Here is a 20175-nt window from a genome sequence, read left to right as displayed (position 1 = left end):
AAACTTTCGCCCGACTCTTGATCCCGATTCCTCGCATGGCGTAAACTCAGCGTCATTGGGAGCACGATATCTCGTGTGGCGGACCCACTCAACATACGACGCCTAGCGTTTGATGGTTGCCAAGGCTATTTGGCGGCACAATGAAGGATTCTGTTTTGACGATGGTTTCAGGAGCACAACCGGCAGGCTGGACGGACGAACGCGTCGAGACCTTGAAGAAGCTCTGGATGGAAGGCCTCAGCGCCAGCCAGATTGCTGGACAGTTGGGCGAAGGGGTGACCCGCAATGCCGTGATCGGCAAGGTGCATCGCCTCAAGCTTTCGGCACGGGCCAAGCCAACCAATTCGACACCCCGTGCGCGTCCGGCTGCCCGGCCAGCACCGCGCCGCGTTGCCAGCCCCTCGGCGGGGATGAGCTCGCATATGGGCAGTGCTGCGGCCAAGCCGCGTCCAGCCATGTCGCGTCCACAATCGGTTGGCGCGACGGCCCTGGCGCATGACCCGCAGATGGATCAGCAGCTTTATGTGGCTCCGGCCGTACAGGAGCTGTTCATCCCCGAAGACAAGCGTCTGAGCCTGCTGCAGCTGAGCGAAGATACCTGCAAGTGGCCCATCGGGGATCCACTGGGCAAGGATTTCTACTTCTGCGGCCAGCACAGCCTGGAAAGCGGTCCCTATTGCGAGTTCCACTCCAAGCGGGCCTACCACCAGGTCGATAAAAAGCGCCGCTAGGCGACGCGACACGGATTGAGAATGAGGCGCCTTCGGGCGCCTTTTTCGTTTTATGGGGCATCGTGTTTACGGGGCATCGTGCGTTCGGCATCTGGCCAGCCGTGTTGTCTGACACTGCACAATTGTCTGGACCAACCCTCGGACCACGTCCGACGGCACCGTTGGTTTAGTCTTTCAGGCGTTCATCTGAGCTGCCTCTTTGCCGCCACGAGCAGTCTGAGGCGATCCTTGCCTCAGGGCAGCAGCACGTCCACGCGCATGCCCTCACCGGGCTTGCTCTTGATCGAGAGCTGGCCGCGATGGCGGTTGACGATATGCTTGACGATGGCCAGTCCCAGGCCCGTGCCCTTCTTCTTGCGGCTGGCATCAGCGTCGATGCGGTAGAAGCGCTCGGTCAGGCGCGGCACATGCTCGGGTTCGACGCCCTGGCCGTGATCGATGACGGTGACCATGTGCTGGAAGCCGACACGCCCGGCAGGCGCCAGACTGACTTCGACGAACTTGCCGCCCGCACCATATTTGATGGCGTTGTCGAGCAGGTTCTCGAACACTTCATAAAGCTGGCCACGATCACCCATGGTGGTGGCAGGCCCGGTACCAAGGCTGAAGCGTATTTCGATATCGGCGGCCTTGGCCTGGGTCATCAGCCCTTCGCGCACTTCGCGCAGCAAGGCGGCCAGATCAATACTGCCGGTGGGCCGCACATGCTGGTGCATTTCTATGCGCGACAGGCTGAGCAGATCGTCGATCAGCTTGCTCATGCGTTCGGCCTGCCCGCGCATGATGCCCAGGAATTTCTCGCGCGCCGCGGTATCCTTGGCCGCCGGGCCCAGCAGGGTATCGATAAAGCCGAGCAGCGACGCCAGGGGTGTGCGCAACTCGTGACTGGCATTGGCGATGAAGTCCGAGCGCAGGGCCTCGGCGCGCTTGATTTCGGTCAGGCTCTGGAAGGTGACAATGAGCTGGCGGTTCTCGTCGTCGAACCAGTCCAGCTCCGGCCGGGTCAGCGGCGCGACCACCACCTTGTCCCAGGTCTCGGAGGGCAGGGTTTCATGCAGCTCGATACTGCGCGTGGCGCCGGTGCGAATGGCCGCATCGATGGCCTGCACCAGTTCGGGATTGCGCAGCGAAAAAGTCAGCGGATTGCCATTGGTCACGCTGGGAAACTGGCGCTTGGCGGCCGGGTTGGTGTGCAGCACCACCGCACGACGATCCAGCACCATGCAGGGGTCGATCAGCGCATCGGCAAATACCGAGGCGGTGCTGCCGGGAACCACAACAGGCTGAACGGTGCTGACGGTCTGTACTGGAAGCGGTGCATCGGCCCTGGGGGGCAGCAACAGCACGGCTGCGCTCACGGCGACAAAGCCGACCAGCCCGCCTACCAGGCCGAGACCGCCAAAGATCGTCAGCGTGACAAACACGCCGGCAATCGCGGCCAGCGGCCCCGCCTGTTCGAACAGGCGCGCCAGGGCCGTCTCAAAGCGGGAAGCGGGTTGATGGATGTGGATTTGGTCCATTTGTTTCTGTGAATCAGACAGTTGCCATGCCCCTTGCATAAGGGGGGCTCTGTGTAGCACGGTGACCATGACAATGGAGCGACACGAGTGACTGATCCAATCGACGGCTTTGATATTGAAGACCCAGATCTGCCCAAGGCCATCAAAAAGAACGCGATGACCTCAGGCGGCTATCCTTACGAGGATAAGCTGGATCGCGATATCTATGAAGCCCAGATGTACGATCTGCAAAAGCAATTGGTGACATTGCAGGCGCACCTGCTGGCAACCGGCGAGCGGATCATGATCGTGTTCGAGGGACGCGATGCCGCCGGCAAGGGCGGCACCATCAAGCGCTATATGGAAAATCTCAATCCGCGCTACAACATCATCGCGGCGCTGCCCAAGCCCAATGATCGCGAGCGCACGCAGTGGTATTTCCAGCGCTATGTCGAATGGATGCCCGCCGCCACCGAGACGGTGCTGTTTGATCGCTCCTGGTACAACCGCGCCGGCGTCGAAAAGGTCATGGGCTTCTGCACCCCCGAGCAGACCGAACATTTCCTGGAAGAAGCGCCCGAATTCGAGCGGCGCATCACCAGGGATGGCATTCACCTGTTCAAGTTCTGGCTGTCGATTGGCCGCGAGATGCAGCTCAAGCGGTTCCATGATCGCCGTCACGATCCGCTCAAGGTGTGGAAGCTCTCCCCGATTGATCTGGAGGCCCTGAGCCGGTGGAATGATTACTCGGATGCGCGCGACGAGATGATCAAGCGCACCCATACCGAGCATGCGCCCTGGACGGTTATCCGTACCAATGACAAGCGCCGGGGCCGGATCACCCTGATCCAGAGCGTGCTTGATGAGCTCGACTATGCGGGCAAGGACAAAAAAGCCATTGGCGAAATTGACCACAATATCCGCTTCCGCGGCCCCGACTTCCTGAAAATGTCCAAGAGCGACTAGGCGCGCCAGACATCGCCTCGATCGCCACGTTGCAACGACCCCGCCCGGGAGCGTCGGCGTGGCCGTGGTGCGCCCAACAAACACATTGACAGATTTCGCGCTTAGGCAAGTAGTGCGACGATCCAGAAGCATCACATGAGAGGCCAAGTGAGCAGAACGGAGCAACATTCGGTGCTGGTGACCAATGCGCGGGGGCCATCGCCTTTCGTGATCGTGTGCGATCATGCCAGAAATCGTATCCCCACCCGATATGGCGATCTGGGCCTGACCATGACCGAACGGGTGAGCCATATTGCCTGGGACCCTGGCGCCCTGGCGGTCAGCCGGAAACTGGCCGATCTGCTCGATGCGCCGCTGGTGCAATCGACCGTGTCGCGCCTGATCATCGACTGCAATCGCGATCTGGATGCGCCCGACCTGATCTGGACGCTCTCGGAGGCAACGCGCATTGCGGCCAATGAGGGGATCAGCGCCGAAGAGCGGCAATACCGGATCGATCACTATCACCGGCCCTTCCATGCCTCGATAGAGACGCTGCTTGAAGCGCGCCGTCATGCGGGCCAGGAGACAATCCTGATCTGCATGCATTCCTTTACCCCGGTCTATAACGGGGTAGCGCGGCCCTGGCCGATCGGGGTGATCCACGGGGTGGACGCGCGCTATACCGCAGCAGTGCGCGATGCACTGGCAGCCGAAGACCCCGCGCTCAATATTGGCTGGAACGAGCCCTATGCGGCGCTCAACGGGGTGACGCTGACGCTGGAGCGTCATGGCGACGGGCGCGGGCTGGACGCCACCATGATCGAAATCCGCAATGACGAAATTCTCGAACCGGTCGGGGTGGACCAATGGTCTGCCCGGCTGGCCCGTTGTCTGGAAGCCGCGCGGCTGGCGCGTGGCGGGGCAATGGCCGTCTAGACTAAACCGTGGGCTGATTTTCAGGGGGACGTGACGATGGCTGGAAACAAGAAGGTTGGCAGTGTCGCCTATGCGACACGCGACAAGAGTTATTTCGAAGAACGTGGCCTGACCCGCTATGCGGGCATCTGGTCACTCTGGGCGCTGGGCGTGGGCGCCGTGATCTCGGGGCATTTCTCGGGCTGGAATTTTGGCTTCGCCACCGGCGGCTGGGGCGGCATGGTCGTGGCCGCCGGCATCATCGCGGTGATGTATCTGGGGCTGGTGTTCTGCATTGCCGAAATGAGCCCCGCCCTGCCCCATACCGGCGCGGCCTATTCGTTCGCCCGCACCTCGATGGGGCCGTGGGGCGGCTTCATTACCGGGCTGTTCGAGAACGTCGAATATGTGCTCACCCCCGCTGTGGTGGTGACGTTTATCTCGTCCTATTTCAGCGCCATTGTGGGGCTGGATGCGGCGTGGCTACCCATCATATGGGTAGTGTTCTATGCCATTTTCCTGGCGCTCAACATCTATGGCGTGGCGCTCAGCTTCCGGGTGACATTGGTGGTGACGCTGGCCTCGCTGGCCGTGCTGATCGCCTTCTGGATCAGCGCCATTCCCAATATCGACTTCTCGCGCTGGGCGCTCAATATCGCGGCCGATGGCAGCGAACTGCCAGAGGGTGGCGGCTCACTGTTCCCGTTCGGATTTGGTGGCGTGCTGGCCAGCCTGCCCTTTGCGGTCTGGCTTTTCCTGGCCATCGAGCAATTGCCACTGGCTGCCGAGGAATCGGTTGATCCCAAGCGCGACATGCCGCGCGGCATCTTGCTGGGCATGGGCACGCTGATCATCTCGGCCTTCATGATCATGCTGCTCAATCCATCGGTGATCGGGGTCGGCGCCTTCGCGCTGGGTTCATCGGGCGAACCGCTGCTGGATGGTTTCCGCGCCATCTATGGCACCAGTGGTGCTGTCGTGCTGGGCCTGATCGCCATGATCGGGCTGATCGCCTCGTTCCACACCATCCTGTTTGCGCAGGGGCGGCAGGTCTATTCGCTGAGCCGGGCGGGCTATTTCCCCTCGGCGCTGTCGGTTACCCATGGCAAGCACAAGACCCCGCATATCGCCATGATGAGTGGCGCGGCGCTGGGCCTGACCGTGATGCTGATCATCTGGTTTGCCAATGGCGGCGGCGGGGCTGAAGATAGTCAGCAGGGTGACGACATCATCGGCACCGTACTGCTCAACATGGCCGTGTTCGGCGCCATGCTCAGCTACATCATGCAGGCTCTCAGCTTCATCCTGCTGCGCCGCAACCAGCCCAATATGGAGCGTCCGTTCCGCTCGCCCCTGGGCATTGGCGGGGCCAGTGTCACTATCATCATTGCCGCGATCACCCTGTTCTACCAGATGCAGGATCCCAACTTCTTCAAGGGCGTGATCTGGGTGGTGTTGTGGTGCGCGGTGGGCATCGCCTATTTTGGCCTGATCGGCCGCAACAAGCTGATCCTGTCGCCCGAAGAAGAATTCGCCCTCGAACATAAGGCCTGAGGCCAAACGGGCGTCCGGTCTGTCCGGGCGCCCCATCATCCGGGAGACTGAGCGCATGAGCTATTCACTGGCCGACCTCAAACAGGACGTTGCCGCGGGCAATATCGACACCGTCCTTGTCGCCTTTCCTGATATGCAGGGCCGCATGATCGGCAAGCGCTTTCAGGCCGAGTTCTTCCTCGAAGTGGCCAATGACGAAACCCATGGCTGCGACTATCTGCTGGCCGACGATATCGACATGGAGCCGGTGCCCGGCTATGCCGCCGCTAATTGGGGCAAGGGCTATGGGGATTTCGTGATGAAGCCCGATCTGGCCACGCTGATGAAGGCGAGCTGGCTCGAAGGCACTGCGATCGTGCTGTGCGATCTGAGCGATCATCACCATCACGAACCCATCCCGCACAGCCCGCGCGCCATTCTCAAGGCGCAGCTGGGTCGGCTGGCGGCCATGGGCTACACGGCCAACGCAGCGACCGAACTGGAATTCTACCTGTTCGACGAGACCTATCGCTCGGTGCTCGAAAAGGGTCACGCCAAGCTGCAGACGGCGGGCGACTATATTCAGGACTACCACATCTTCCAGACCACCAAGGAAGAAGGGGTGATGCGGGCGCTGCGCAAGCATCTGCAGGCCTCGGGTATTCCGGTGGAATCCTCCAAGGGCGAATGGGGCCCGGGGCAGGAAGAAATCAACGTCAAATATTGTGACGCCCTGACCATGGCCGACCGCCATGTGGTGCTGAAAAATGCCACCAAGGAAATCGCCTATGCTCAGGGAAAGTCGGTGACCTTCATGGCCAAATGGCATTACGAGCTGGCAGGCTCGTCGAGCCATATCCACATGTCGCTGGCCGATCTGGATGGCAAGCCGATGTTCCCGGACTCCAGCGATGATCGCGGCATGAGCGATCTGATGAAGCACTTCATGGCCGGGCAACTGGCCTATGCGCGCGACATCACCTATTTTCTGGCGCCCTATATCAATTCCTACAAGCGCTTCCAGGCCGGCACGTTTGCGCCCACCAAGGCGATCTGGTCGCCGGACAATCGCACCGCCGGGTTCCGGCTATGTGGCGAGAATTCCAAATCGATCCGCGTCGAGTGCCGCATGGGCGGGGCTGATCTCAATCCCTATCTAGCCATGGCCGCGCTGATCGCTGCGGGTATCAAGGGCATTGAGGAAAAGCTGGAGCTGAAACCCGCCTTTGTTGGCGACGCCTATGTCAGCGAGCAATTGCCCGAGATCTCCAAGACCCTGCGCGAGGCCACCGACTGGCTGCGCCGCTCGGAGATGCTCAAATCGGCCTTTGGCGAAAACGTTGTGGCCCATTATGTGCACACCGCGGAGTGGGAGCAGCTCGAATATGATCGCCGGGTGACCGACTGGGAGTTGAAAAGAGGGTTCGAACGCAGCTAGGTCTCCCTGCTGCCACAGAAGCCTGATCATACTCGGTGTCGTCCCGGCCTTGAGTCCGGTGCCCATCCCGAGATCGCACCGCCGCCGCAAGGTCGCTCGAACGAACCACCTCGCGGCAAGACAGAAATTCCAGGATGTATCCCGGCTCAGGGCCGGGATGACACTGTGGGTTGAACGAGTTCGGAACACATGACTGACACCGTAAAAATCATCTCGCCGGTAGATGGCAGCGTCTATGCCGAGCGGCCACTGGCCAGCGGCGTCGACATTGAAACCGCGGTCATTCGCGCGCAGATGGCGCGGCGGGCCTGGGGTGAAACCACCCTGGCCGAGCGCCAGAAGATCGTCAGCCATTTGGTCGACGCGCTGCTGCTGATGAATGACGAGATTGTGCCCGAACTCGCCTGGCAGATGGGCCGACCGGTCCGCTATGGCGGCGAAAAGGGCGGCGTTGAAGAGCGCGCGCGCTACATGATCGGGCTGGCCGACAGCGCCTTGGCGCCAATTGCGCTGCCGCAAAAGGATAATTTCACCCGCTACATTACCCGCGAAGCGCTGGGTATCGTGCTGGTGATTGCGCCGTGGAACTACCCGTTCCTGACGGCGGTCAATTCCATCGTGCCCGCGCTGGTCGCGGGCAATGCGGTCATCCTCAAGCATGCCAGCCAGACCCTGTTGGCCGGCGAGCGTTTCGCGCTGGCCGCCGAGCAGGCGGGGCTGCCCGCCGGGCTGTTCCAGAATCTGGTGATGGGTCATGCCGATACCGAGACGCTGATCGGCTCGGGGCAGATCGACCACATCAATTTCACCGGCTCGGTTGAGGGCGGTCGTCGCATCGAAAAGGCTGCGGCGGGCACCTTCGCCACGCTGGGGCTGGAGCTGGGCGGCAAGGACCCTGCCTATGTGCGGGCCGACGCCAAGATCGAGCATGCTGTTGAAAGCCTGGTCGATGGGTCATTCTTCAACTCTGGCCAGAGCTGTTGCGGCATTGAGCGCATCTATGTGCATGGCGATGTCTATGACCGTTTTGTCGATGAGTTCGTAGAAGCCGCCAGCGGCTGGACGCTGGGCAATCCGTTCGAGGCCGACACCATGGTGGGGCCGATGGCGCGCGGCAGCTTTGCCGATCATGTGCGCCAGCAGACCGAAGAGGCCGAACGCGGCGGCGCGGTGGCGCGGCTCAATACCCGCCACAAGCTGGACGTACCCGGCTCGCCCTATCTGACGCCGGAGGTGCTGACCGGGGTCAATCACCAGATGAGCGTGATGCGCGAGGAGAGCTTTGGCCCGGTGGTGGGGATCATGAAGGTGGCCGATGACGCCGAAGCCATCGCGCTGATGAATGACAGCCCCTATGGGCTGACCGCCTCGATCTGGACCAATGATCTGGACGCCGCGGCGCAACTGGGCAGCCGCATTGAAACCGGCACCGTGTTTGCCAATCGCTGTGACTATCTTGATCCGGGCCTGGTCTGGACCGGGGTCAAGGACACCGGCAAGGGCGGCAGCCTGAGCGAAATCGGCTACGCCAATCTGACCCAGCCAAAATCCTACCACTTGAAGCGGGTGTAATCGACATGACCAAAGCCAACTGGAATTTCCCCACCGCGATCAAGTTCGGCCCTGGCCGCATTGCCGAGCTACCCGAGATCCTCAAGGAAGCCGGGATAACCAAGCCCTTGCTGGTGACCGATGCGGGGCTGGTCAATCTGCCGGTCACGCAGAACACCATCGCCCTGCTCAAGGATGCGGGCATGCCGGTGGGCGTGTTTGCTGACGTCAAACCCAATCCGATCTCGGCCAATGTCGAGGCGGGCATCAAGCAATTGCGCGAGGGCGGCCATGATGGCGTCATCGCCTTTGGCGGCGGCTCGGGGCTTGATGCGGCCAAGGTCATCGCCTTCATGGCGGGGCAGACCCGGCCAATGTGGGACTTCGAGGATATTGGTGACTGGTGGACCCGCGCGGACCCCGCCGGCATCCTGCCCATCATTGCCGTGCCGACCACTGCGGGCACCGGTTCGGAAGTCGGTCGCGCCGGGGTGATTACCGACGAGACCACGCACACCAAAAAAGTGATCTTCCACCCGCTGATGATGCCCAAGGTTGTGATCGCCGACCCCGAACTTACCGTTGGCATGCCCGCCTTTATCACCATCGGTACCGGCATGGATGCGCTGGCGCATTGCCTGGAAGCCTATTGCGCGCCCGGCTATCACCCGATGGCCGATGGCATTGCCGTCGAAGGCATTCGGCTGGTGCTGGAGAACCTGCCCAAGGTGGTGGCCAATCCCAGTGATCTTGTGGCGCGCGGTCACATGATGAGCGCGGCGGCCATGGGCGCCACCGCCTTCCAGAAGGGGCTCGGCGCCATTCACGCGCTCAGCCATCCAGTCGGCGCGCTCTATGATACCCATCACGGCATGACCAATGCGGTATTCATGCCCTATGTGCTGATCGTCAACAAAGCCGCGATTGAAGCGCGCATCGGCCGACTGGCCGGTTATCTGGGGCTGTCACCAACCTTTGAGGCCTTCCAGCATGCGGTGATCGGGCTGCGCCTGCGCCTGGACGTGCCGCATACGCTGGCCGAGTTCAACGTCGACAGCGCCAGGCGCGAGCTGATCGGGGACATGGCCATTGTCGATCCGACGGCTGGCGGCAATCCGATCAAGCTGACAAAGGAACTGGCGCTGGAGATCTTTGATCGGGCCATGGAAGGCCGGGTCTAAGGGGGGAGCCCCCACCCAACCTCCCCCTGAGAGGGGGAGGGGCCGCTCCACTCATGGGCGCTGTCTCACACCAAACACCAAACTGACTCCTCCCCCTTCAGGGGGAGGCTGGGTGGGGTGCCTAACCCACAACAGCCTTGATCGTCTCGACCACGCCATCATCGAACAGGGCTTCGAGATGGGTAACGACAGCATCGCCAAAGGCTTGGTTGTCGGCCAGATCGGTACCAAACACTTCATTGAGCGCCACCAGCCCGACATAGAGCGCTTCGGCATCGTCGCCGGCTTCGGCGGCAATGGCCATCATGCGCATGGCGAGCGGATCGCGCACGTCGATGTTCTCGCCCTTTTCGTCAATGCCCACGACATAGCGCATCCAGGCGGCCACACCGAGCGCCAGCCGCTCGAAGGGCTGATCGGCCGCCAGCCGATCGCGAATGGTGCCGAGCAGGCGCTGCGGCAATTTCTGGCTGCCATCCATGGCGATCTGCCAGGTGCGGTGCTGCAGGGCCGGATTGGCGAAGCGCGCCAGCAGCTGGTCACGATAGGCGCCCAGATCGGTGCCGGGCATGTCCAGCGTTGGCATGGCTTCCTCGGTCATCAGACCGTGGATCAGCTTGTGGAAGGCGGGATCGGCAATGGCCTGCGATACATATTCATGGCCCGCCAGATAGCCGAGATAGGCGATTGTCGAGTGGCTGCCATTGAGCATGCGCAGCTTCATGCGCTCGAAGGGCTCGACATCCTCAACCAGCTGCGCGCCGACCGTTTCAAACGGTGGACGGCCCTGGGGGAACTTGTCCTCAATCACCCATTGGGTGAAGGGCTCGGTCATGATCGGCCAGGCGTCGTCAGCCCCGATAAGACCGGCAATGGTATCGCGATCAGCATCGGTGGTGGAGGGCACGATGCGGTCCACCATGGTGCCGGGGAAGGCGACGTTCTGCATGACCCAGTCGCCCAGCATCACATCGCGCAGGCTGGCAAAGCGGGTGACGATGCGCTGCACCGTCTCGCCGTTCGATGGCAGATTATCGCAGCTCATCACCGCAAAGGGCGGCACGCCAGCGGCATGGCGGCGGGCCAGCGCTTCGACCAGCATGCCCGGTGCGGATTTCGGCGCGGTCGGGTTGGCCAGGTCGTGGGCAATATCGGAGTGGCGTTCATCGAGCTCGCCCGTTGCCGGATCGTGGCAATAGCCCTTTTCGGTGACGGTCAGCGACACAATGCGGATTTTTGGATCCGCCATCAGCGCCAGCAATTCTTCGCGCTGGGTGTTGGCGTCGAGCACGTTCAGGATCGAGCCGATGACGCGGGGATGGGTGCCCTGGGCGTCGCGCACCGCAATGGTGTAGAGGCCGTCCTGGGGTTCAAGCGCATCCTTGGTATCGGGGCGGCGCAGGCTGGCGCCGACAATGGCCCAATCGGGATGGTCCTTGAGCAGATCATCGACATAGACCGCCATATGGGCGCGGTGAAAGGCGCCAATGCCCAGATGCACAATGCCGGGAGTGAGTGTGCTGCGATCGTAATTGGGCACAGCCACCCCGGCGGGAATGCTGTTGAGGGTCTTGGCGCTCAGACGCGACATGGAAATCTCCGGCGAAACAAATTTGGCGGCACCATAGTGCCTTCTGATCTTGTATGGAAGATAGTGACTTGCAGGCAAATGGGCTTTACCGGCATAAGCCTGACACACGCAAGGAGGGCAAGGGCTTGGTACAGCATCGCTTCGTCAGCATCGGTGAATGCATGATCGAAATGAGTGGCGGCGAGGATCGCCAATATCGCCTCGGCTATGCCGGCGATACGCTCAACACCGCCTGGTATATGCGTGCCCTGCTCGGCGATGACTGGTCGGTCGACTATTTCACCGGGCTGGGAGCTGACAAATACTCTTCCGACATCAAGGCCTTTCTCGACGCCAATGGCATTGGCACCAGCCATATTCGCACCGTGCCCGATCGCCGTCCCGGCCTTTACATGATCCATCAGGCCGACGGGGATCGCCACTTCACCTATTGGCGCGACACCTCCGCTGCCAAGCTGCTGGCCGATGACAAGGACGCGCTGGCCAAGGCCGTTGAAGGCGCCAGCATGGTCTATGTTTCGGGCATCACGCTCGCCATTCTGGCGCCCCGCGCCCGCGGCCGCCTGCTCGGCGCTGTGGTGCGGGCGCGCGACAATGGCGCCAAGGTCGCTTTCGACACCAATCTGCGCCCTGCCCTGTGGACCAGTCCGCGTGTGATGGCGGGCGTACTGACCGCGGCAGCAAGCCTGTGCGATATCGTGCTGCCCACCCATTCCGACGAAGCGCCGCTGTTTGGCGACAAGAATGTCGACGAGACGGCAGACCGCTATCTCGAACTGGGTGTGGAAGAAGTGGTGGTCAAGGATGGTGCGGGCGAAGCGCTGATCGCCACCGCCCATGAGCGCGTCCGTGTCGCGCCGCCAACCGCCAAAAGCGTGGTCGATGCCACGGGCGCTGGCGACAGCTTCAATGGCGCCTATCTCTCGGCGCGCCTGGCCGGCAAATCGCTGCGCGAAGCTGCCGAAGCGGCCCACCGCGTCGCGGGCATCGTCATCGGCCAGAAAGGCGCGCTGGTTGATCCCAAGCTGGTGTCGCTCTAGGGGCTGAGCGTCTCAGTAAACCCGATCACCCTGCTCTGCCATATAGGCTTGTTCCTCAGGCGTGCTGGTGCGCCCCAGCGCCTTGTTGCGGAACGGGAAGCGGCCAAAGCGGGCGATGGTATCGCGGTGGCCGGTCATGAATTTCTGCAGATTCTCGCTGAAGCTGGCGAACAGCTTGACGCCCTCCTCCTGCAGCACCAGCGACTCGGCGTGCATGAAGGGCATGTAGAGGAACATGGCATGGTCCTGATCGAGCCCCTGATCGGCCCCGGCAGCAATCGCCTCCTGGGCCAGCGCCACGGCCATCTTGTCCTGTGCGAAGGCCTGAGCTGAACCACGGTGCAATTGACGGGAAAACTGATCGAGCACGATGATCTCGGCCAGCCGCCCATCAGACGTTGCGCGCCACTGCCAGGCCTCGGCCCGCGCCACGGCGGCGTGGGTTTCGGCGAACTCGGCGGCCAGCGCCGCGTCAAACTCGGCCTTGCCGCCAAACCAGTCGTCGCTGCCATGGCGGACAAACCAGAAATCGATGACGTCCTGAGCGTTGCGCATGGGGCCTCCTAGAGCGTGATGATGGCCTTGATCAGCCCGGATCGGTCATGGGCCCATTTCGGCATATTGGCGGGCACATCATCAAAGCTGGTGGCGTGCGTGGCAAGCCTGTCAGTGGGCACGTTACCATTGGCGATGTGGGTCATGACATGGTCGAAATCTTCCCGCGTGGCATTGCGCGAGGCGCGGATGGTCAGTTCGCGCTTGTGAATTTCGGGGTCTTCCCAGGCCAGTGTACCCTTGACCACGCCGACCAGCGTCAGCGCGCCACCATTGCGGCAATAACCGACCGCCTGGTTCATGGCGGGGATGGCGCCGGTGGCGTCAAACACGGCATCAAAACCGGTCGCCATGCGCGTCTTGAACTCCGCGCTATCACGAGCGTCGAGCGCTACTGCGCCAAAGCCGAAATCGCGCGCCACGTCCAGCTTGTCGGCCGCAGCGTCCAGAATGGTCACCTCAGCGCCGGCAATGCGGGCAAAAAACGCCACGCCCAGTCCGATGGGACCGCCGCCCACCACCAGCACGCGCCAGCCCGGCTTGAGCTCGGTACGCCGCACCGCGTGCGCGCCAATGGCGAGGAATTCCACCATGGCCGCATCGCGCAGGCTGAGCCCCTTGGCGGGGTAAAGATTGGCCTCGGGGATGACGATCTCTTCGGCCATGCCGCCATCGCCATGCACGCCGATCACCGTCAGGCTCTCGCAGCAATTGGTCTTGCCTTCGGTGCAGGCGGGGCACTGGTAGCAGGGCAGATAGGGGTTGATCACCACCGCGTCGCCATCGCTCAGGCTGGCCGCGCCATTGGCGTCGAGCACGACGCCGGACAGCTCATGGCCCATGATGATGGGATATTGCAGGAAAGGGTGCTTGCCCTCGAAGATATGATAGTCGGTGCCGCAAATGCCGATATGGCGAATGCCCACCCGCACCCAGCCGGGCTTGAGCGCCGGCGCTGCAATATCGACCAATGCCAGTTCACCCGGCGCGGCGCAGGAAATGGCCCGCATGAAAAAGTCCTCCCGATTACTCACCGGAAGGACTAACATGTCAGTCAGTCGCTGACCATGATCTGAATACGATTGCCGGAGGGATCCTGGGTCTCGATGCCGTTGGTCAGCGCTTCAATGGGGGCACCAGCCTGCTGCAGGCGCGCCCTGACCTGATCGAGCGTGACGGCGTCGGGCAACACGATGGTGAACCAGCGCAGACCGGCAGTGCCGGCAGCCGGCAGGGTGGCATTGGGGCCCGACCATACATTGAAAGCCAGGGTATGGGGCATGTAGTCGAGCCCGACATCGCCCATGCCGAAGGAATCGATCAGCAGAAAGCCGGCAAAGCCGATAACGTCACGGTAGAAACCCATGGCCTGATGCAGGTCTTTGACATGGACATGGACATGGCCGATGCGGGTGCCGGCCGGCATGCGGGCGGCAAGAACGGGCTGCGCACCCAGTTCAGCGAGCAGGCCGTCCAGATCGATCGGATCGCGCCCTGAATGGGGCTTGCCATCAGCCGAGATAGCATAGTTTTCGCCCTTCTCCGGATCGCCCAGATGGCCGCGCCAGGGCGTTTCGAAAGTGATCTCGATGCCATTACCGTCCAGATCCCAGAGATAGATGGCTTCAGACACCAGATGATCGGTGGGCGAGATGCGGACATTGCGCTGCATGGCGCGCACGGTCATTTGCGCCAGATCAGCGCGTTGCGGCACGTGGATGGCGACGTGATACAGCCCGATGCTGCGGGGCGTCACAGGCGCGGTGGCACCGGTTTCGAGCACGATCAGCGGCTTGCCACCAGCGCCCATGGTCAGGGCGCCACCGCTTTCGGCAAGCAGCTCAAGCCCGACCACGTCCTGCCAGATGGCCAATGCCCGGGCACGGTCGGTCACCGCGATATGGACGGTGCCCAGCGTGGTGGTCAGCGGCAGCAATGGGGCAGACTTCACATTGGTCTGCATGGATGTATCAATCATGGCACGCTCCTGCATTGCCGGGAAACTTGACCCTTACATAGGCCCCTGCGGTGGCAAAGAGCAGGGCCGATTCCACGAACAGTGCGGACGATAGAGTGCATTGAAACACCCGGGCCAAGGAACCTTGGGGCCCGCCATGACTTGGGTCAGGAGCGTTACAGGCAATAGGGAGCCAAACATGCAGTTTTCCGACAAGGTCGCTTTGGTCACCGGTGCCGGATCGGGCATTGGCAAGGCCACGGCACTGCGGCTGGCCAAGGGTGGCGCGCGCGTCGCCGTGCTCAGCCGGACCGATGAGGAAATCAATGCCACCCGCGACGAGATCGTGGAGGCTGGCGGGCAAGCCATGGCGGTGTCGGCCGATATATCGGACCCCGATGGCATGCGCGCCGCGGTCGACCGGATCATGGGAGATTGGGGCCAGATCGATATCGTGGTGGCCAATGCCGGCATTAACGGGGTCTGGGCCCCGATCGACGAATTGATGCCCGATGAGTGGGACAAGACCACGACCACCAATCTGGGTGGCACCTATCTCACGCTGCATCTGACAGTACCCCATCTCAAGCGGGCTGGCGGCGCCATCATCATCGTGTCGTCAATCAACGGCAATCGCACTTTCACAAGTGCCGGCGCCACGGCCTATGCCGCGACCAAGGCGGCGCAGGTGGCGATGGCCCAGCAATTGGCGCTCGAACTGGGCCCGCACAAGATCCGGGTCAATGCTGTGTGTCCCGGGGCCATCGACACGCAGATCGACGACAATACCGACAAGCGCAATGTCGCCGCCGCCGAGATCCCGGTCGAGTTTCCCCAGGGGGACATTCCGCTTACAGGCGGCGAGCCGGGCAAGAGCGGGGACGTTGCCGAAACCATTGCCTTTCTGGCCTCGGACGCGGCGCGGCATATTACCGGCGTGCCGGTCTATGTCGATGGCGGCCAGTCGCTGCTACGCTAAGGTCAATGCAACGACCCGAGCCCGCCGGGCCCGGCCCCACCAGGAGACAACAGATGACCAAGATCATGTATACCGCCAAGGCCACCTCAACCGGTGGCCGTCAGGGCCACGGTGCCACCGATGACGGGGTGCTCGATGTCACCCTTACCTCGCCCAAGGAGATGGGCGGCGACGGCGCGCGCGGCACCAATCCCGAGCAGTTGTTCGCGCTGGGTTACTCGGCCTGCTTTCTGGGCGCCATGAAGGGCGCGGCCCGCAAGTCCGGCGACACCATCCCCGATGATGCGACGGTCACCGCCGAAGTAAGCTTCCGCGACCGGCCCGATGGCGAAGGTTTCTGGATCCAGGCAGCGCTCAAGGCCCATGTTCCAGGGATGGACAAGGCCAAGGTCGAAGACATCGTCAAGCGCGCGCACATCATCTGCCCCTATAGCGAAGTCAGCCGCAAAGGCTTTGAGGTGACGCTCGACGTCGTCTAGCGCCTCACCAAAAATACAAGACGCCGGGACCATGATGGCCCCGGCGTCTTTATTTGTGTCAGGCGACGTTGAGGCCCTTGGTCAGCTCGAGCGCCTGACGCTCGAACAGTCCGCGATAGATGCCGCCCTTGAGCTTGATCAGCGCCTGATGATCGCCCTCTTCGGCAATATGCCCCTTGTCGAACACCAGCAGGCGATCGAGTGCCCGCACCGTCGAGAGGCGATGGGCAATCACCAGCGTGGTCCGACCCACCATCAGGCGCTCCATGGCCTCCTGAATCTGGGCCTCGCTTTCGCTGTCCAGGCTCGAGGTGGCCTCATCCAGGATCAGGATCGGTGCATCGGCCAGGAACGCGCGGGCAATGGCCACGCGCTGACGCTCGCCACCCGACAGCTTAACCCCGCGTTCACCCACCAGCGTCTCGTAGCCCTTGGGCAGGTCGAGAATGAAGTGGTGGGCATTGGCCTGGCTCGCCGCCAGCTCGATCTGGGCGCGCGAGGCACCGGGACGCGCATAGGCGATGTTCTCGGCCAGGGTGCGGTGAAACAGGATCGGCTCCTGCTGCACAATTGCGATCTGGCCGCGCAGGCTGGACTGCTGCACATGCGCAATGTTCTGGCCATCAATGGTGATGGCGCCGTCATTGACGTCATAGAGCCGCTGGATCAGCTTGACGAAGGTCGTCTTGCCGGACCCCGAATGGCCCACCAGACCCACCCGCTCGCCCGAGGCAATCTTGACCGAGAAGTCCTTGTAGAGCGGCGTTGGATGGCTGCCATACTGGAACGTCACATTGTCAAAGGCGATGGCGCCGGCACCGATCTGGATGGGGCCGGCATCAGAATGATCCTCAATGCCCAATGACTGATCGCCCAGGGCAACCAGTTCTTCCATATCGTTGACTGAGCGCTGCAGATTGCGGATGTGCTGGCCGACATCGCGCAGATGGCCCTGCAGCACAAAGAACATGGTCAGCACGAAGGTGATGTCGCCCGGCGTGGCCAGTCCCTGCTGCCACAGCAGCAAGGCCGTGCCCAGAATGGCAGTCTGCATGGCGGCCATCATCAGGCCCTGCGCGCCACCATTGATCGTGCCGCGCTGCCAGAGCCGCCGTGTGCGCTTGCGCCATTTGCTGACGACGCGCTCGAGAATGTCTTCCTCGCGGGCTTCGGCGCCGAATGCCTTGACCACCGAGTTGCAGCTGACCGCATCGGCCAGCGCGCCGCCCATCTTGGTGTCCCAGGCATTGGCCAGTGTCCCCGAAGGCGCCACGAAGCTGACGGAAAGCCAGACGGTGATCACGATGTAGATCAGCGAGCCGGCACCCACCACCAGCCCCATGACGGGCCAGGCAGCGCCCAGGATCACCGTGGCGCCCACCAGCATGGTGATCGAGGGCAACAGGGCAATCAGCAGCGTGTCATTGAGCAGGTCCAGTGCGCCAGAACCACGGGTGATCTTGCGCACGGTCGAGCCGGCAAAGCTGTTGGCATGCCAGTCTGTCGAGAAGCGCTGTACACGATGAAAGGCGCTGGCGATGATGTCCTTCATCATGGTCAGGGTGAAGGTGATGATGTTGAAATAGATGAACTGGCGCAGCACGACAGAGCACAGATAGAGCCCGGCCATGGTCCAGAATGCGGTTACGGCCGGAATCCAGAACGCGTCATTGGTGCCGCTGCCCGAGGCGACGGCATCGACCAGACGACCGGCAAAGATCGGGCTGAAGGCCTCGGCCAGCGTAGCGCTGAGCACCAGCAGGGCAATGAAGGCGGCCCGCAGGGGCTGCTTGGCCCAGTGGCTGAATGTGTAGCCGAGCACATCGCGGAACGCGTCAGCCCGGAAATCGAGTTTCTTGCGACTCATATGGCAGCCCGGCTCCGTTTTCCGGTGACCGGCCCTCAAAAACATCAAAAATGAAAGGCACAGCCGGAACGGGGCAGAATGATCCCGTCAGATCAAGGGGGCTGTGATGGAGATACCGCGGGCGGCTGGCCGGTTCGGCGGGCCGCGAAAGGCAATGGGCTTAGGCCCGGTGCTTGCCTGCGGGGAGTTCGATGAATGTTACTGTCATACAACGCCTCCCTTGTTGGTGATCTGAAGCGGTTCACGATTGATACGCAAAGCGACCGCGCTTGCCAACGGGGCAAGCACGGCAAAGGTGCAAGTGATGCAGGAAAGCCACAAGGGCCCGGAGGGGCCGGCCAGACCGCGCCCAGACCGGGCTGTGGTGGCGGTTCTAGTGCTGCTGTGGCGTCAGTTCGATATTGCGGGTTGACCAGGCGGCATAGGCCAGACCAGCCATGAACACGCCGAACATGGCAACGACAACGCTGAGAATGATGGGAAGAGTGATGACCATTTTTATGCTCCTGTCCTAACAGGCGCATATTTGCCAGCGGCCGGCGCCAGCGACCTTGATTCAGGTCAATAAACTTTGGATTTAGCGCAATAAATTTTGCCATTGCGCTGGGTGGCGCAGAGGTCGCGGCGGGACTAGGCTCCCGCCAATCGATTCAAAACCAAGAGGCTTTTGCCCAAATGACCATTGATCCCGTCAAGCTCGACAAGCTCGCCCAGGTTGCCATCAAGGTGGGGCTGCAGCTCGAAGAAGGCCAGGATCTGGTGATGACCGCGCCGCTGACCGCCGCGCCGCTGGTTCGCCGGATCACCGAGCACGCCTACAAGGCTGGTGCCGGTGTTGTGACCACCATCTATTCGGATGAAGAAGCCACTCTGGCGCGCTACAAATACGCCAATGATGCCAGCTTCGACAAAGCTGCCGGCTGGCTTTATTCGGGCATGGCCGAGGCCTTCAAGGGCAATGCGGCGCGGCTGGCGATTGCCGGCGACAACCCCATGATGCTGTCCGGCCAGGACCCCGAAAAGGTCAGCCGTGCCCAGCGCGCCAATTCGGCAGCCTACAAGCCTGCGCTGCAACTGATCACCGGCTTTGATATCAACTGGAACATTGTGTCCTACCCCAGCGCCGCCTGGGCCAGGCTGGTCTTTCCCAATGACAGCGAAGAGGTCGCGGTCGGCAAGCTGGCCGATGCGATCTTCAAGGCCAGCCGGGTCGATGTCGATGATCCAATCGCCGCCTGGGCCGAGCACAATGCCAATCTCAAGGCGCGCTGGACATGGCTGAACGGCAAGGCATTTTCGTCGCTGAAATATACCGGTCCGGGCACCGATCTGACTGTTGGTCTGGCCGATGGTCACCGCTGGAAGGGTGGCGCGTCCGAAGCCAAGAACGGGGTGACCTGCAATCCCAATATTCCGACCGAGGAAGTGTTCACCACCCCGCACCGCTCGCGCGTTGAGGGTCACGTGGCGGCCACCAAGCCGCTAAGCCATAACGGCACGCTGATCGAAGAGATGCAGGCGCGCTTTGAAGGTGGCCGACTGGTCGAACTCAAGGCCTCCAAGGGTCAGGACATCTTCAACAAGGTGCTCGATACCGATGAGGGTGGCCGTCATCTGGGCGAAGTGGCCCTGGTGCCGCATTCCTCGCCGATCTCCGCCTCGGGCATTCTGTTCTTCAACACACTCTATGATGAGAACGCCTCGTGCCACATTGCGCAGGGCCAGTGCTATTCGGACTGTTTTGAGGGCGGCAAGGACCTGTCCCAGGCCGAGATCAACCAGCGCGGCGGCAACAGCTCCAACATCCACATCGACTGGATGATCGGCTCGGACAAGATCGACATTGATGGCGTTCATGCCGATGGCACTGTCGAGCCCGTCATGCGCAAGGGCGAGTGGGCATTTTGAGCC

At 62.1% G+C, this 20175-nt stretch carries 18 protein-coding genes; 11 read left to right on the top strand and 7 right to left on the bottom strand.

The features are described from left to right. Window positions 1–140 precede the first annotated feature (140 nt). A complete protein-coding gene (locus KD146_RS14900) occupies window positions 141–731 on the top strand; it encodes a GcrA family cell cycle regulator (RefSeq protein WP_212659602.1) in 591 nt (196 codons plus the stop codon). Window positions 732–964: 233 nt separating this feature from the next. On the opposite strand, the gene KD146_RS14895 is transcribed toward KD146_RS14900, so the two are convergent. Further along, window positions 965–2251: an ATP-binding protein gene (locus KD146_RS14895; protein WP_212659601.1), complete on the bottom strand. Its 1287-nt coding sequence runs from the start codon at window positions 2249–2251 to the stop codon at window positions 965–967. Window positions 2252–2338: 87 nt separating this feature from the next. On the opposite strand from KD146_RS14895, the gene ppk2 reads away from it, so the two are divergent. The 6 genes from ppk2 to KD146_RS14865 all read left to right on the top strand — a co-directional run bounded on the left by ppk2 (window position 2339) and on the right by KD146_RS14865 (window position 9796). Next, entirely contained in the window at window positions 2339–3196 is an 858-nt protein-coding gene (gene ppk2 / locus KD146_RS14890; RefSeq protein WP_269370747.1) for a polyphosphate kinase 2, read from the top strand. Window positions 3197–3343: 147 nt separating this feature from the next. Continuing rightward, on the top strand, window positions 3344–4114 hold the full coding sequence (locus KD146_RS14885) for an N-formylglutamate amidohydrolase (protein ID WP_345790831.1): 771 nt from the start codon (window positions 3344–3346) through the stop codon (window positions 4112–4114). Between the two features lie 36 nt (window positions 4115–4150). Continuing rightward, window positions 4151–5647 carry an amino acid permease gene (locus KD146_RS14880; protein WP_212659599.1) on the top strand — a complete coding sequence of 499 codons (1497 nt, stop codon included), beginning with the start codon at window positions 4151–4153 and terminating at the stop codon, window positions 5645–5647. Window positions 5648–5702: 55 nt separating this feature from the next. Beyond that, entirely contained in the window at window positions 5703–7064 is a 1362-nt protein-coding gene (locus KD146_RS14875) for a glutamine synthetase family protein (protein ID WP_212659598.1), read from the top strand. 189 nt (window positions 7065–7253) lie between these two features. Next, a complete protein-coding gene (locus KD146_RS14870) occupies window positions 7254–8636 on the top strand; it encodes an aldehyde dehydrogenase family protein (protein ID WP_212659597.1) in 1383 nt (460 codons plus the stop codon). Continuing rightward, entirely contained in the window at window positions 8636–9796 is a 1161-nt protein-coding gene (locus KD146_RS14865; RefSeq protein WP_427857114.1) for an iron-containing alcohol dehydrogenase, read from the top strand. The genes KD146_RS14870 and KD146_RS14865 overlap by 1 nt, the downstream gene beginning before the upstream one ends. Window positions 9797–9917: 121 nt before the next feature. On the opposite strand, the gene KD146_RS14860 is transcribed toward KD146_RS14865, so the two are convergent. Beyond that, a complete protein-coding gene (locus tag KD146_RS14860; protein WP_212659595.1) occupies window positions 9918–11387 on the bottom strand; it encodes a mannitol dehydrogenase family protein in 1470 nt (489 codons plus the stop codon). 125 nt (window positions 11388–11512) lie between these two features. Between KD146_RS14860 and KD146_RS14855 the strand changes: the two genes are divergently transcribed. Further along, window positions 11513–12427 (top strand): sugar kinase, encoded by a 915-nt coding sequence (locus KD146_RS14855; RefSeq protein ID WP_249327881.1) that lies wholly within the window; start codon window positions 11513–11515, stop codon window positions 12425–12427. Between the two features lie 12 nt (window positions 12428–12439). Here the strand turns inward: KD146_RS14855 and KD146_RS14850 are convergent, their stop codons facing one another. Genes KD146_RS14850 through KD146_RS14840 form a run of 3 tightly spaced genes read right to left on the bottom strand, consistent with a single transcriptional unit; the run spans window position 12440 to window position 14960 of the window. Next, a complete protein-coding gene (locus KD146_RS14850; RefSeq protein WP_212659593.1) occupies window positions 12440–12982 on the bottom strand; it encodes a DUF924 family protein in 543 nt (180 codons plus the stop codon). An 8-nt stretch (window positions 12983–12990) separates the two neighbouring features. After that, on the bottom strand, window positions 12991–13992 hold the full coding sequence (locus KD146_RS14845; RefSeq protein WP_212659592.1) for a zinc-binding alcohol dehydrogenase family protein: 1002 nt from the start codon (window positions 13990–13992) through the stop codon (window positions 12991–12993). Between the two features lie 44 nt (window positions 13993–14036). Beyond that, window positions 14037–14960: a VOC family protein gene (locus KD146_RS14840; protein WP_212659591.1), complete on the bottom strand. Its 924-nt coding sequence runs from the start codon at window positions 14958–14960 to the stop codon at window positions 14037–14039. Window positions 14961–15138: 178 nt separating this feature from the next. On the opposite strand from KD146_RS14840, the gene KD146_RS14835 reads away from it, so the two are divergent. Together KD146_RS14835 and KD146_RS14830 are read left to right on the top strand one after the other, a co-directional pair. Then, entirely contained in the window at window positions 15139–15918 is a 780-nt protein-coding gene (locus tag KD146_RS14835) for an SDR family oxidoreductase (RefSeq protein ID WP_212659590.1), read from the top strand. A gap of 53 nt (window positions 15919–15971) precedes the next feature. After that, a complete protein-coding gene (locus tag KD146_RS14830; protein ID WP_212659589.1) occupies window positions 15972–16397 on the top strand; it encodes an organic hydroperoxide resistance protein in 426 nt (141 codons plus the stop codon). Window positions 16398–16455: 58 nt separating this feature from the next. Here the strand turns inward: KD146_RS14830 and KD146_RS14825 are convergent, their stop codons facing one another. Then, window positions 16456–18264 (bottom strand): ABC transporter ATP-binding protein, encoded by a 1809-nt coding sequence (locus tag KD146_RS14825; RefSeq protein WP_212659588.1) that lies wholly within the window; start codon window positions 18262–18264, stop codon window positions 16456–16458. 373 nt (window positions 18265–18637) lie between these two features. Beyond that, window positions 18638–18760: a hypothetical protein gene (locus KD146_RS18405; protein ID WP_269370722.1), complete on the bottom strand. Its 123-nt coding sequence runs from the start codon at window positions 18758–18760 to the stop codon at window positions 18638–18640. A gap of 179 nt (window positions 18761–18939) precedes the next feature. Between KD146_RS18405 and KD146_RS14820 the strand changes: the two genes are divergently transcribed. Continuing rightward, window positions 18940–20172 carry an aminopeptidase gene (locus KD146_RS14820; protein WP_212659587.1) on the top strand — a complete coding sequence of 411 codons (1233 nt, stop codon included), beginning with the start codon at window positions 18940–18942 and terminating at the stop codon, window positions 20170–20172. Window positions 20173–20175 lie beyond the last annotated feature (3 nt).

This window comes from Devosia litorisediminis (assembly GCF_018334155.1).
Classification (GTDB): domain Bacteria; phylum Pseudomonadota; class Alphaproteobacteria; order Rhizobiales; family Devosiaceae; genus Devosia; species Devosia litorisediminis.
Note: the sequence above shows the minus strand (reverse complement) of the source record. Positions and strands in the feature narration are given on the sequence as shown.

Coding starts and splice junctions, on each gene's coding strand:
- KD146_RS14830 (WP_212659589.1), top strand. CDS start 15,972: ATGACCAAGATCATGTATACCGCCAAGGCCACCTCAACCGGTGGCCGT.
- KD146_RS14875 (WP_212659598.1), top strand. CDS start 5,703: ATGAGCTATTCACTGGCCGACCTCAAACAGGACGTTGCCGCGGGCAAT.
- KD146_RS14850 (WP_212659593.1), bottom strand. CDS start 12,982: ATGCGCAACGCTCAGGACGTCATCGATTTCTGGTTTGTCCGCCATGGC.
- KD146_RS14820 (WP_212659587.1), top strand. CDS start 18,940: ATGACCATTGATCCCGTCAAGCTCGACAAGCTCGCCCAGGTTGCCATC.
- KD146_RS14895 (WP_212659601.1), bottom strand. CDS start 2,251: ATGGACCAAATCCACATCCATCAACCCGCTTCCCGCTTTGAGACGGCC.
- KD146_RS14860 (WP_212659595.1), bottom strand. CDS start 11,387: ATGTCGCGTCTGAGCGCCAAGACCCTCAACAGCATTCCCGCCGGGGTG.
- KD146_RS14845 (WP_212659592.1), bottom strand. CDS start 13,992: ATGCGGGCCATTTCCTGCGCCGCGCCGGGTGAACTGGCATTGGTCGAT.
- KD146_RS14880 (WP_212659599.1), top strand. CDS start 4,151: ATGGCTGGAAACAAGAAGGTTGGCAGTGTCGCCTATGCGACACGCGAC.
- KD146_RS14870 (WP_212659597.1), top strand. CDS start 7,254: ATGACTGACACCGTAAAAATCATCTCGCCGGTAGATGGCAGCGTCTAT.
- KD146_RS14825 (WP_212659588.1), bottom strand. CDS start 18,264: ATGAGTCGCAAGAAACTCGATTTCCGGGCTGACGCGTTCCGCGATGTG.
- KD146_RS14835 (WP_212659590.1), top strand. CDS start 15,139: ATGCAGTTTTCCGACAAGGTCGCTTTGGTCACCGGTGCCGGATCGGGC.
- KD146_RS14840 (WP_212659591.1), bottom strand. CDS start 14,960: ATGATTGATACATCCATGCAGACCAATGTGAAGTCTGCCCCATTGCTG.
- KD146_RS18405 (WP_269370722.1), bottom strand. CDS start 18,760: ATGGTCATCACTCTTCCCATCATTCTCAGCGTTGTCGTTGCCATGTTC.
- KD146_RS14900 (WP_212659602.1), top strand. CDS start 141: ATGAAGGATTCTGTTTTGACGATGGTTTCAGGAGCACAACCGGCAGGC.